At 47.4% G+C, this 12,752-nt stretch carries 10 protein-coding genes and 2 pseudogenes; 5 read left to right on the forward strand and 7 right to left on the reverse strand.

Features of this window, described 5'->3' with window-relative positions; all coding sequences use genetic code 11:
* Nucleotides 1-102 precede the first annotated feature (102 nt).
* Nucleotides 103-1,062: an acetyl-CoA carboxylase carboxyltransferase subunit alpha gene (locus LVJ78_RS08685; RefSeq protein WP_132954804.1), complete on the reverse strand. Its 960-nt coding sequence runs from the start codon at nucleotides 1,060-1,062 to the stop codon at nucleotides 103-105.
* 263 nt (nucleotides 1,063-1,325) lie between these two features.
* Here LVJ78_RS08685 and LVJ78_RS08690 point away from each other — a divergent pair, with 263 nt between their 5' ends.
* The 4 genes from LVJ78_RS08690 (at nucleotide 1,326) to LVJ78_RS08705 (ending at nucleotide 7,590) form a co-directional block, all read left to right on the forward strand.
* Nucleotides 1,326-1,727: an RNA-binding S4 domain-containing protein gene (locus tag LVJ78_RS08690; protein ID WP_132954805.1), complete on the forward strand. Its 402-nt coding sequence runs from the start codon at nucleotides 1,326-1,328 to the stop codon at nucleotides 1,725-1,727.
* 173 nt (nucleotides 1,728-1,900) lie between these two features.
* A complete protein-coding gene (gene ypfJ, locus LVJ78_RS08695) occupies nucleotides 1,901-2,737 on the forward strand; it encodes a KPN_02809 family neutral zinc metallopeptidase (protein WP_132954806.1) in 837 nt (278 codons plus the stop codon).
* A gap of 700 nt (nucleotides 2,738-3,437) precedes the next feature.
* Nucleotides 3,438-5,618, forward strand: a complete 2,181-nt coding sequence (locus LVJ78_RS08700) for a TonB-dependent siderophore receptor (RefSeq protein ID WP_132954807.1) — start codon at nucleotides 3,438-3,440, stop codon at nucleotides 5,616-5,618.
* A 202-nt stretch (nucleotides 5,619-5,820) separates the two neighbouring features.
* Nucleotides 5,821-7,590, forward strand: coding sequence for an ABC transporter ATP-binding protein/permease (locus tag LVJ78_RS08705; protein ID WP_132954808.1), 1,770 nt, complete (start codon nucleotides 5,821-5,823; stop codon nucleotides 7,588-7,590).
* 438 nt (nucleotides 7,591-8,028) lie between these two features.
* Here LVJ78_RS08705 and LVJ78_RS12525 read toward each other — a convergent pair.
* From LVJ78_RS12525 to LVJ78_RS08730, 5 genes and pseudogenes are all read right to left on the reverse strand, one after another.
* Nucleotides 8,029-8,151, reverse strand: a pseudogene (locus LVJ78_RS12525) (ATP-binding cassette domain-containing protein); the annotation flags it as partial.
* Nucleotides 8,152-8,507: 356 nt separating this feature from the next.
* On the reverse strand, nucleotides 8,508-8,696 hold the full coding sequence (locus LVJ78_RS08715; RefSeq protein ID WP_132954810.1) for a hypothetical protein: 189 nt from the start codon (nucleotides 8,694-8,696) through the stop codon (nucleotides 8,508-8,510).
* 660 nt (nucleotides 8,697-9,356) lie between these two features.
* Entirely contained in the window at nucleotides 9,357-9,665 is a 309-nt protein-coding gene (locus LVJ78_RS08720; RefSeq protein WP_132954811.1) for a hypothetical protein, read from the reverse strand.
* Between the two features lie 12 nt (nucleotides 9,666-9,677).
* Nucleotides 9,678-9,896, reverse strand: coding sequence for a hypothetical protein (locus LVJ78_RS08725; protein WP_132954812.1), 219 nt, complete (start codon nucleotides 9,894-9,896; stop codon nucleotides 9,678-9,680).
* Nucleotides 9,897-10,289: 393 nt separating this feature from the next.
* Complete coding sequence (locus LVJ78_RS08730) at nucleotides 10,290-11,246, reverse strand: JmjC domain-containing protein (RefSeq protein ID WP_165870944.1); 957 nt, start codon at nucleotides 11,244-11,246, stop codon at nucleotides 10,290-10,292.
* 111 nt (nucleotides 11,247-11,357) lie between these two features.
* Here LVJ78_RS08730 and LVJ78_RS08740 point away from each other — a divergent pair.
* A pseudogene (locus tag LVJ78_RS08740) lies at nucleotides 11,358-12,266 on the forward strand (IS256 family transposase, variant Zn-binding type); the annotation flags it as partial.
* Here the strand turns inward: LVJ78_RS08740 and LVJ78_RS08745 are convergent.
* Nucleotides 12,253-12,510 (reverse strand): hypothetical protein, encoded by a 258-nt coding sequence (locus LVJ78_RS08745; protein WP_132954921.1) that lies wholly within the window; start codon nucleotides 12,508-12,510, stop codon nucleotides 12,253-12,255. The pseudogene LVJ78_RS08740 and the gene LVJ78_RS08745 sit on opposite strands and share 14 nt — an antisense overlap.
* Nucleotides 12,511-12,752 lie beyond the last annotated feature (242 nt).

Below are 12,752 nucleotides of genomic sequence, written 5' to 3' on the forward strand. Positions count from 1 at the left end.
TACGGCAAGGCGAGACAACGAAGTTAGGTTATTTTTTTGGATTGGTATCAGACACGCAAATAAAAAAGCAGGCCTTTCAGCCTGCTTTTCGCGATGAGCGCATTATTTTTCAACAAACTGGCCATAAGCCATAATGCGGTCGAAGCGGCGGGTGAGCAAATCGGCCATCGGCATATCCTGCACGGTGCGCAACTGCTCGGTGAGCACTTCTTTCACACGGCGGGTGATTTCGGCATGGTCGCGGTGCGCGCCGCCCAGCGGCTCTTCGATAATGCGGTCGATCAGCTTCAATTCGGCCAAACGCTTGGCGGTGATGCCCAAAGCTTGCGCCGCATCGGGCGCTTTTTCGGCGGTTTTCCACAAAATTGAGGCGCAGCCCTCAGGCGAAATCACCGAATAAGTGGAATATTGCAGCATGTTTACATAATCGCCCACGGCAATTGCCAGCGCGCCGCCGGAGCCGCCCTCGCCGATAATGGTGCACAACACCGGCACACGCAGGCGCGTGAGCTCGTAAAGATTGCGGCCGATGGCCTCAGACTGGCCACGCTCTTCTGCACCGATACCCGGATAAGCACCGGGCGTGTCGACAAAAGTCATAATCGGCAGGCTGAATTTTTCAGCCGTCTGCATCAGGCGCAAGGCCTTGCGGTAGCCTTCGGGGCGCGGCATGCCGAAATTGCGGCGGATTTTTTCTTTGGTGTCGCGCCCTTTTTGATGGCCGATCACCATCACGCTTTGGCCGTTAAACCGTGCCAAACCGCCTACAATGGCATAATCATCGGCAAAATGACGGTCGCCGTGCAGCTCTTCAAAATCGGTGAAAATGGCTTGGATGTAGTCCAATGTGTAGGGGCGCTGAGGGTGACGCGACACTTGCGACACCTGCACAGGCGTGAGCTTGCTGAAAATCGATTTGGTCAAATCGGTGCTTTTCTTTTGCAAACGGGTGATTTCATCCGAAATATCCACGGCGGATTCACCCTGCACAAAGCGCAGCTCGTCAATTTTTTTGGTCAGCTCGGCAATCGGCTGCTCAAAGTCGAGAAAAACAGGTTTCATAGATAAGGGTCTCTTAACACTTAATTGATTGAGCGTTGCGCGTAATCATACGCGAAGATGATGGTTTTGACAGCATTTGTCACAAGGTTTTCCATCGCAGAGCGGGCTTTTCAGACGGCATCGGCCGGCATTTTTCAGCGTTAGCCATCTTGGCAGGCCGTCTGAAAGCCATTTTCACCGGCGCACACAGCCCCTAGTGCATTCATACTAAACATACATAATATGCTAAACTGAATCGAATTCCAATCTTTATCCCGCATTGTATGAAATCTTCCGAAACCGATAGCGCCATGCGGCTCGACAAATGGCTGTGGGCTACCCGTTTTTTCAAAACCCGCGCGCTGGCGCAAAAACACATCGAGCTTGGTCGTGTGCTGGTAAACGGTGCCAAAGTGAAAAATAGCAAAAACATCAGCGCCGGCGACACCCTCGATCTCACCCTCAATTCCCTGCCCTACAAAATCAACGTGCTCGCGCTCAACCACCAGCGCCGCCCCGCGCCCGAAGCCCGCAAGCTTTATGAAGAAGACATGCAAACCGCCCAATTGCGCGAGCAGCAAAAATTGCTTGATCAAGCCAGCCGCATCAGCGCCGCTTATCCCGACGGGCGGCCGACCAAGCGCGACCGCCGCCAGATCGACAAGGTAAAGCGCGGCGACTGGTGATGCGGTTCAATAATCTGATTGCCTTATAAAGCTTGGATAACACCAAGGCCGTCTGAAAAACGCGACACCCGCCCGGGCAAAAAAGCCGCCGCCGCGCAAAACTGCCCGAGCGCGGCAACGGGCTGCCGTATAATAGGCCGACTTTACCTTATTGAAATGCAAAGGACACCGCCATGCGCTGGCAAGGACGCAAACAAAGCTCGAATGTAGAAGACCGCCGCGGCCAAGGCAGCCGAATCGGCGGCAAAAGCACCGGCATCATCGGCATCATTATTTTGCTGGTCGGCGCTTATTACGGTGTGGATTTATCCGGCGTGGTCGGCTCACCCGCCGCCGGCACTCAGGTGACCCAACCATCCACGCTCAACAGCCAGCAAGAAGCCCAGCTCAACGAATTGGCGCGCGTGGTGCTGGCCGACACGGAAACTACCTGGAGCCAATATTTCGCCAACAACAATGCGCGCTACACCCCGCCCACCATGGTGCTCTACACCGCCGGCACCCAAACCGCCTGCGGCACCGGCCAAGCCGCTATGGGGCCTTTTTACTGCCCGCAAGACCGCAAGGTTTATTTGGATTTGTCTTTTTATGAAGACATGCGCAAGCAGCTGGGCGCTTCGGGCGATGCGGCTTTTGCCTATGTGATTGCCCACGAAGTCGGCCACCATGTGCAAAATCTGCTCGGCATTTTGCCGCAAGTCAACCAAGCGCAACAAGGCGCCAGCGCCAAGCAGGCCAATGCGCTTTCGGTGAAACTCGAATTGCAGGCCGATTGCTTTGCCGGCATTTGGGCCAACCACGCTCAAGCGCAAAATCTGTTTGAAGCGGGCGATTTGGAAGAAGCGTTCGGTGCCGCCCAAGCTGTGGGCGACGACCGCCTGCAAAAACGCGCACAAGGCTATGCCGTGCCCGACAGCTTCACCCACGGCTCATCGGCCGAGCGCCTGGCCTGGTTTCAACGCGGCCTGCAAAACGGCGACATCAACCGCTGCAACACTTTTTCATCGTAAACGCTCTTTCATCGTTGCACATCAAACAGGCCGTCTGAAAGCGTTCAGACGGCCTGTTTGATGTGCATAAACATTAAGCATTTTCTACAACATCTCTTTATCTGCCAATTTTCAAAAATAACCTTGCAAAGTCAAAATATATAGTGGAATGCATAAAAAAGTGACACAACGGGCTTGTTGGGTTGAAAACCCAACAAGCCCGTTGGCCGTCTGAAACCTTGGGTTTGACAACCCAATCTATCCGTTATGGTGCGCAGTTTTGTATCACTTTTTCTTGCATTTCACTATAGTGAAATCAAAACAAAACCTACACTGGCCGGCGTAGAGTGTGCGGTTCGGCCACGCAAGCAGAAACCGTTCAAACCGCGTGCGTGACTGCGCCACATACCCTACGCACAGTTTGAGATCTATGTTTTTTGTGCCCGTTTTCTTTGATTTCACTATATTTGCCATTCACCTCATCACCTCTATACGCAGTTATCGCCGCCTGCATCGGCAGCAATACAACAAACATCAATATTGCAACGATAGATTATTGCAACAATAGATTCACTCCTGATTTCAAATGAATTCAATGCATTAAAAGCACGCACTCAAAATTCAGCACGCGTAATATGAAATTTTATAACTTTCTAAATGATAATAATTAAAATTTAATATAAAATATAGATAATCGATATTAATTCAATCAGGATACACCATGGTGCCCCGTTTCACCCCGTTTGCTCTGGCGCTTGCCGGCCTTAGCGCCACTTACGCTTATGCCGACAACACCCACACCAGCGAGTTGGATACAGTAGAAGTGCACGCCAAACGCCTGAATATGGAAACCGGCTACAAAGCCGAACGCAGCAACATCACCGGTGTAAACACATCGATTCTCGACACCCCCTACAGCATCGACGTGGTTACGCAGCAGCAATTGGAAGACAAGCAGCCCTTCACCCTGGAAGAAGCCGTTACCGGCATCAGCGGCCTGCATCAGGGCAACAACTTGGCAGGCACCCTCGATGCCATTGTGAAGCGTGGCTACGGCGGCAACCGCGATCATTCCATTATGCGCAACGGCTTTGAAATGACCCAGGCGCGCAACTACACCGCCACGGCCGAGCGCGTGGAAGTGCTCAAAGGCCCCGCCTCCATGCTCTACGGCATGCAGGATCCCGGCGGCGTTATCAATATCATTTCCAAAAAGCCCAACCACCAAGCTCAGGAAAACAGCATCAGCGCTGCTTACGGCAGCTATGCCAACCGCCAAATCGGCTTCGACAACACAGGCCCTATCGGCAGCAACGGGCTGGCTTACCGTTTTATCGCCGACTACACCGCCAAAAATTCATGGCGCAACTTCGGCAAATACGAGCAAAGCATTATTGCGCCTTCTCTCTCTTGGCAAAACGACAACACCAAAGTGTTGGCCGCCTACGAATATCAAAATTACCGCGTGCCGTTTGACCGCGGCACTTATCTGGATTTGAACGACAACAACAAAGGCTACGCCAGCTATGGCAAGCCGATGGATATTCCCGCCAAACGGCGTTTGGATGAAGATTTCAACGTTTCAAACGGCCATTCCCACTTATTCCAGCTCACCGGCGAGCACAAGCTCAATTCCGACTGGACGCTCAAAGCCGGCTACAGCTACAACATCAACCACTACAGCGACTGGCAGGCGCGCATCATCAGCTATGATGCCGCCACCCGCACCGTTACCCGCCGCGTGGATGGCACGCGCCCTTCCGATTTCTATGCCCACAATCTGCATGCAGAGGCGCTGGGCGTTGTAGAACAAGGTGAAAACATCACCCACAAGCTGCGCTTCGGCGCACAAAGCATGCTGAGCGAATTGTGGCTGGGCGATATGTATCGCAGCCGCAATATCCGCGGTTTCTCAGTCGACAATCCGCAATATGTCGGCTCCGACCTGATTGAAAGCTCGGGCAGCGCAGTGGAGAGCGCCCAAAGCGATCAAATGGAGCGCCTGAAAACATTTGCCCTGATTGCGCAAGACAATATGTATATCGGCGATAAATGGGTACTTTCCGGCGGCCTGCGCGGCCAATATTACCGCAGCATTTCCGGCAAAGGCCGCAACAGCAGCCTGTTTCGCAACTATAGCGAAGGTTTCAAAGTGCTGCCGCAGCTGGGCGCCGTGTATTTACTCACCCCGCGCTGGTCGCTTTATGGCAACTATGCCACCTCGCTCACGCCCAATGTAAGCCGCGGCACCGATTTTCAAGGTAAGGAAATTGCCCCGGAAGAAGGCCGCCAGTTTGAAATCGGCACCAAATACAACGGCGAGCATTTGAGCACCAGCCTGGCCTTGTTTCATATTAAAAAGAAAAACGTGGCCGGCAGCATCACCAACGAAAACGGCGAAAGTGAAACCCGCATCATCGGTAAAAACCGCTCGCAAGGACTCGAAATCGATGTAAACGGCAAGCTTACCGACAAACTCGGCGTGTCGGCCAACTATGCCTACACCGACACCAAAATCCTGCAAGACGACACCCGCCCCGCCACCATCGGCCAGCGCTTCGACAGCGTGCCCAAACACGAAGCCGGCCTCACCCTCACTTACGACTTCGGCCATGCCGCAGGCGGCAGCTGGCGAGGTGGCGCCGGCGCGCACTACATCGGCTCGTGGGGCGTGGGCAACACCAAAGGCGGCTGGTTCACCCTGCCCTCAGCCACCATTTACAACGCCTTTGTTTCCTACGATGCCAAGCTGGGCAAGCACCCGCTCAATCTGCGCATCACCGGCAAAAATCTCGGCAACAAACTTTACTACCTTTCCAGCACCGGCTCCAATTCCACCATGCCCTTCCTTTCCATAGGCGAGCCGCGCACGGTGTTGTTCAGCGCCAAACTGGGTTTTTAAACGCAGAAAGCAGCCTTTTCAGACGGCCTGATCGGTTCTGGCCGTCTGAAACCCAATCCCGCAATCCCGGCCGCACCGAATTGCCAAACAAGCGGCCGCCCTTTTATCTTATTTTCCAAACTGAAAGTAAACCCTTTTCACCCTTATCCACAGGCCGTCTGAAAGCCTTTTCAATCTTTCAGACGGCCTCAAGCATCTCATTATGGAAAAATGGCAAGCCGAGCTCTACGGCACACCTTTATGGCTATTGCAAACTTTTATCGGCGTGGTTATCGTGTGCGCACTGCTGATTTTCGCACTGCGGCGCACTATTTTCGGCCGCCAGTTTTGGCGCGTGCTCCAGCCTTGTTTGAGCCGCGCCAACATCGCCAAAATCGTGATGATGGTGGCGCTTTTATTGCTGCTGCTTCTGCTCGAAGTGCGTTTCAGCGTGCTCAACACTTTTTTCTACAACGGCCTCTACAGCGCCCTGCAAGACAAAAACCTCAACGCTTTCTGGTTTTTCGCCTCGCTCAATGCCCTTTTGCTCGGCGTGCGTATTGTGAACGAAATCATTGATGAGTGGCTGGGGCAGGTGTTGCAAATCCGCTGGCTCGAGCGGCTCAACCACGCGCTCACCGAGCGTTGGCTGGCAAATAAAAACTACTACCGCCTGCAAATGCGCCGCCAGCGCCCCGACAATATCGATCAGCGTATCCAGCAAGATGCGCAAGACTTTATCGCCACCACGGTAGAATTTGTGCGCGGCATGATTAATTCCGTAGTGTCGGCGATTGAATTTTCGATTGTGTTGTGGGGCTTGTCGGGTGTGCTCGCGCTGTTTGGCTTTGAAATTCCGCGCGGCATGGTGTTTTTCGTGTTTATTTTTGTGATTTTGGCCACTTTTGTGGCCATGTGGATAGGCAAGCCGCTGATAAAACTAAACTTCAACAACGAACGCCTCAACGGCAACTACCGCTATTCGCTGATCCGCGTGCGCGATCACGCCGAGAGCATCGCCTTTTACGACGGCGAAAAAGTGGAACGCCAAAACCTGCGCACGCATTTCCGCCGCATCATCGACAACCGCTGGCGCATCGTTTACCGCTCGCTCGGCCTCAACGGTTTCAATTCCGGCATCACTCAAGGCGTGCAGCTTTTGCCGCTGATGTTGCAGGCACCGCGCTTTTTTGCCGGCCAAGTCACCATAGGCGACATGCACCAAACCGTGCAGGCATTCAACCGCCTGCAACGGGCATTATCGTTTTTCCGCAACTTTTACGAGCAATTCACCGCCTATCAAGCAAGGCTCGAGCGCTTGAGCGGCTTTATGGAAAACCTCACCGAATACCCCGCTTTCAAGCAGCCGCAAGTGAGCGAAGTTTCAGACGGCCTTATCCTCAATGATGTGGCGCTCTACCGCAACAACGGCGAAGTGCTGCTCGAACACATCAATATCGATGCGCAGCGCGGCGATGCCCTGCTGATTCAAGGCCCCAGCGGCTGCGGCAAAACCTCGCTTCTGCGCGCGCTGGCCGGCTTATGGCCTTTCGGCAGCAGCGGCTGCATTCAGCGCCCCGCCCACGAACACATCTTATTTGTGCCACAGCGCCCCTATGTACCGCAGGGCAGCCTGCGCGAAGCCGTGTGCTACCCCGATATCAGCAGCCGCCACCCCGATTTGATCGGCGCCCTGCTCGATTGCCGCCTCGGCCATTTAGTCGACAAACTCGATGAGCACGACGATTGGCAGCAACGCCTCTCGCCGGGCGAATTGCAACGCATCGCCTTTGTGCGCATTTTGCTCACCCAAGCGCAAGTGGTGCTGCTCGACGAAGCCACCTCCGCACTTGACGAACCCACCGAAGCGGCGCTTTATCAACTCATCAAAACACGCCTGCCCCAAAGCATTATCGTGAGCATCGGCCACCGCAACACCCTGGCCGCCTTCCACAACCGCAGCCTGCAAGTCAGCCCCGCCGCTTGCGGATAAACGCAGCCATCCGCACAACAAGCCATGCCGTCTGAAAGCGTTCAGACAGCATTTTTCGAGCCGTAGTGCGTAGGTCGGATGCTCGAATCCGACACTTGTTTGCAGAACAAGATTTTCAAAGCGGCGATACGATAAATGTCGGATACAAGTTTCCGACCTACAACGATACAAACCGTAAGACAGGCCGTCTGAAAACTTTCAGACGGCGTTTCACATATTTCTTCACGCTTATACCCATTCGAAAAAATAAGATAACAAGGCGGCGAGCCGAAGACATACAGCTAGGCGAGCCAACGCAGTTAGGTTATTTTTTCGAATGGGTATTATTGACTCGATTGGCGGCCAAATATAGTTAAATGCAAGAAAAAGTGACACGAAACTGCATGCTGCAACAGCATAGATTGAGTTGATAAACCCAGGGTTTCAGACGGCCTTTTTTCAAACAACTGCTGCACCCAGATTAATCACCCTATCAGCCGAGTCGATGGTTTCTTTCCTGTGCGCCACCATGATTTTAGTAATATTTAAAGCTTTTAAATTTTCATTTATCGCTTTTTCATTTTTAAAAACTTTACCTATCAAAATAAGAGAACACAAACTGCCCAAAAAAACAACACTCAAAGTCAATGCCATAAACTTCCTTTATCATTCAAAGCCAAATATCAAAACTAAATATAAATTCAAAAAACTGATATTAAACTAATTAAAATATATTTCTAAATTAAAAAATAAACAATATATTTATATTATCTATAAATTAAATATATTACACCTGTAAATATTAAAGATGCTAAAGCCATTAAACTATATAACAATTTGATATTTATATTATATTTATCCACATATATTTTATCTAAATTAAAAAATTTAGCCACAAAAAAAGAAACCAAAAATCACCTACAAAAATAATTACAAAATTAAATGCCATGACTTCTCCAACCATTTGCAACAAAAATTAATATCAAAAATATTAAAAATGCCTTTGCATAAATATAAAGTTTCTTTTGTGAAAGGCCATTTTTAAGCATTTCATCACACCAAAAATACGCAGTGATAATTGCTGCTGAAATAAAAAAATATTTGCATACATTAAGAATAATATTCACATTTTCCTCTCCTTATTATTCAAACCAATCCACTCCTCAACTCCAAAAACCCTATTTTCTCTAAATAATTTCAATGATATACAACATTTCCAATTGTAAAATCAATGCCCGAATTTTATTCTGTTATGCCGAGTCGCGTTTGAGCAACAGCGTTTTCAAACCGGTTTTTTCCTATTTGGCAAGCAGCCCGAATACTTTGATGTCGTCCTCATCTATGTTAATTTTGGCGCGATTGGCAATGATATAACCCTTTGTCAGCGCTATTCGACAGTTTGAATATTTTCGTGTCCGTAAATTAATTTACATATCAGAAACTCAAAATTTCTAAAATATATAATTCATAATTGAAGGAATCATGTATTTACTTTAGTAAGCCTTAAATAGCCTGTGTTATTAAATCACATCCGGGTTAGTTATCTTTTTTCCAATGTATATAAAAAAGAAACCCTGAAGTAGAAAAGAAAATACTCCATTCCGAATCAGTTAGAGAAAGAAATTTTTCTATACCAAATATTTTAAAGACCAATAGCATAAAAAGCTGGCATAAAAATATGATAATTAAAAATACTTTCCAGTTTTTAATCATATTATCCAAATTAATTTTCATTAATCTTCCAAAAAATTATAAGAATAATCAGATATTAAATTATCTCTACTATTTCAATAACCTGTTCCATCCTGAGCTGTTAGTCCGTGCTCAATTTCAAAAATAGGACGTCCATTATATGGTGGGCTATTTATAGCATCATCAGTAAATTTCGTTACATAAGCCCCTGCCGCCGCCGCTGTTCCATAAGAAACTTGATTATTGCCGCCTATCCTAGCTACAGCAATAGCTGTTACACCGCCCAACAATTTCCCATATGTCATTTCACCACTTCCAATGGCTTCGCCAATAACTTGAGCAATCGTATCCTTCCCCGCCCCTCCACTTACCAACATTAATTGATTTATCTGCAATTCTTTCATTTTTAATTCCTTTCATTTTAGAGATTTTTTCTTTACTATAAAAAATGCATACCCAAACGCAAGAAAATCCAATCCGGTGATAATAGTTGAACGATTAATATCATCCATGCTTTGGGGTAATAAAAACACTGCTATTAATCTGAATAAAAAAGCAAATAAAATGCCGATTACTAAAAAAATCAAAAAATGCTTCATTTTAAATTTCGAGATATTTTTTTCTTGCTCGTTCAAATCTAACTCCTTATAAACCTCCTTCTGACATTTAAAGACTTGATTATTTATGTTTGTCTCCCTCCTATAATTCAATGGCTAAGTTTTAAAAAATTATTAATTTATAAATAACAAAATAACTACTGGGAAATATGAAAATATAAAAACTATTTTATTGAAAAATTTATTATCGATTAGATCTTTCATTATGCATTTATCAATCAATCCAAATATATTGAACACAACAACAATTAATACAAGTATTTTTAAAATTATTATGACAATTTATTTATTCATTTTTGATTATTTATTATCATTTTAAAAAATAAACTATATTTATTAATATATTTTTAAATTCCATATAAATAATAAAATATTAAACTTGAATAATACAAAGTGACTATGTCAAGATTTTTATACATTTAAAATTTCAATCACATCCAACATCCCCAACTGCATCACCAAAGCCTTGATTTTGACTTGCTGTTCGGCATCGCAACCTACGGTCAATAAATCCAATCCCGTTTTATCTCGGCTGCCAAGTGTTTCCAAAACCTTGATGCCTTCTTCATCCACATTGATTTTGGTGCCATTGGCAATCACATAGCCTTTTTCCAAAGTGGAAATATCCACCGCATTCAAGCGCAACAGCGCATCATCCGGCAGGCCGTCTGAATGGGGATTGCCGAAACACTCCATCATAAAAGGCGAATCCACGCGCTGATCGCCCAAAAATGCCTGCATAAAGCTTTCATAAGATTCAGGGCTTGCAATCAGCCCGGCCACCTGCTGCGCCATATCCTGAATATTGCCTTTATCGGCTTCCCAGCCGCGGAAACTTTGGCGCAGGCTGGCGATTTCGGGCACTTTTTTCATCAGCCATTCCATATAGTTGTAGCCGTTGGGTGGGAAGGTGCCGATGGCCAGATGAAAGGTTTCGCAGCCCATCGGCATGGGATTGTGCCACCAGCCGCGCGGGATATAGAGCACATCGCCGGCTTCAAGCACCACTTCCATATCGATAGCTTGCGGCGGCTTGATGTGCGGCATATCTTTGGCCTGCTGCATATAGAGCGGCATATCGAAATTGGGCGCGGAAAGTGTCCAATGTTTTTTTCCCACCAATTGCACCGCAAACACATCACGGGTGTCCCAATGATTGCCATAAGAAGAATCGCTGCCAAAGGCCAGATAGCCGCTCACAATGGTTTGCGCCCGCGCAAATTGCGCCACCTGCTTGGCAAGATTATCGGCAAACGGCTCGTTGTTGATGCGGTTGTAGATAATGGTGGTGCCGTTGCGCAAATAATCGTAAATCGCCGATTTAATAAAGCGATAGCGTGTTTTACCCACATCTTGGTAAGCTTCCACATATTGCTCTTTGGGGCATAAGGGACAAAAAAGGTGCTAAAAATTGCTGAAAGTCTTACGCTATAAGGATTTCAAGGATTCAAAGGTTTTGAATACAAAAAATGCCCTTTTTGCCACTCAAATAAAGTCAAAAAAGATGGTAAACAAAATAATCGGCAGCGTTATAAATGTCACGTTTGTGACAAGCGTTTTAGCGGCGGTTCGCGTCTCAATCCTGACGAATTATGGCAGCGCTACTCAAGGGGCAAGCAGACGGTCGGGCAGCTCGCAGAGCACTTCCATTGCAGCCGTAAAACCATCAGCCGCCATTTGGGCAAAGTAGTCACCAAACATGAATTTGCAACACCGCAAACCGTTAACCTGATTATGGACACCACCTATTTCGGCAGGCGTTTCGGCGTCATGGTTTTGCATGACGGCATCAGTGGGCAGGCTTTGTCTGTTGATGAAGTCAAATCTGAAACCAACGCATTATATTTTGAGGCCGTCTGCAAAATAAGGGAAAAAGGCATAAATATACAAAGTATTACCTGTGATGGCAAAAAAGGGTTGATGCAGATGTTTGCCGATATTCCCGTGCAGCTGTGCCACTTCCATCAGGTCAAAACGGTGAACCGCTACCTGACCCGAAAGCCGAAAACGGTAGCGGCGCAAGACTTGCGCGAGCTCGTGCTTACCCTGAAAAGCAGCAGCCGGCACCAGTTTGAAAGCGCATTGAACGACTGGTTTGAACAACATAAAAGCTTCTTGAATGAGCGTAGCATTCATCCGGAAACAGGCAAGTCACACTACACGCACAAGAGGCTTCGCAGTGCCTACAACAGCCTGAAACGGAACTTGGATTATCTGTTTGCCTTTGAGCGGTTTGCTGAATTGGACATTCCCAAAACCACCAATTTTCTGGAAGGCCGTTTTGGGGATATGAAGCAGAAACTGCGCTGTCACCAGGGCATGAGAAAAGAGAATAAGATAAGGTTTATTAAGGATTATTTTTCTCGGAAAAACCTTAACAGCACCTAAAATGTCCCTTAGGAAGATGTTTCTTCAAAAGAGCACCTTTTTTGTCCCTTACGCCCTCTTTGGGCACAAAGCCCCCTTTTCTCAGCTTGAATTGCGGATCCATCGGGTTTGCCCGTTGGTAAAGCTCATTAATCTCTTTCCAGCCGATATCGATATTTTTTACCGCGCCTTTAAACACCATCGGTTTTTGATAAAGATATTCTTGATGAAACTGAGCCGATGAAATATTGAAATCCAAATGCATTTTCCTGATGCTCCTTATTGTGCGCGCCGGTGCCCAGCGCCGCGTAGCCGGCTCGACTGACTGGCGCGCTTACCAGAATTTAATTATTTCAAACAAATTTTATGTTATATTACAAATAAATTTTATATTTATCAATAATCATTTTTATTCAGTTTAATATTTAAAATAATCATGCTTATTCTTGCCTAGATTTAGAAATTATTCTTATATTCAATCCGATAATTTACACAAATATGCCAAAA

The organism is Uruburuella suis, assembly GCF_022870845.1.
In the GTDB taxonomy this organism is placed as follows: domain Bacteria; phylum Pseudomonadota; class Gammaproteobacteria; order Burkholderiales; family Neisseriaceae; genus Neisseria; species Neisseria suis.

What these genes read in the sequence shown, in the direction of transcription:
- LVJ78_RS08685 (WP_132954804.1), bottom strand. Translation starts at nt 1,062, where the DNA reads ATGAAACCTGTTTTTCTCGACTTTGAGCAGCCGATTGCCGAGCTGACC.
- LVJ78_RS08690 (WP_132954805.1), top strand. Translation starts at nt 1,326, where the DNA reads ATGAAATCTTCCGAAACCGATAGCGCCATGCGGCTCGACAAATGGCTG.
- ypfJ (WP_132954806.1), top strand. Translation starts at nt 1,901, where the DNA reads ATGCGCTGGCAAGGACGCAAACAAAGCTCGAATGTAGAAGACCGCCGC.
- LVJ78_RS08700 (WP_132954807.1), top strand. Translation starts at nt 3,438, where the DNA reads ATGGTGCCCCGTTTCACCCCGTTTGCTCTGGCGCTTGCCGGCCTTAGC.
- LVJ78_RS08705 (WP_132954808.1), top strand. Translation starts at nt 5,821, where the DNA reads ATGGAAAAATGGCAAGCCGAGCTCTACGGCACACCTTTATGGCTATTG.
- LVJ78_RS08720 (WP_132954811.1), bottom strand. Translation starts at nt 9,665, where the DNA reads ATGAAAGAATTGCAGATAAATCAATTAATGTTGGTAAGTGGAGGGGCG.
- LVJ78_RS08745 (WP_132954921.1), bottom strand. Translation starts at nt 12,510, where the DNA reads ATGCATTTGGATTTCAATATTTCATCGGCTCAGTTTCATCAAGAATAT.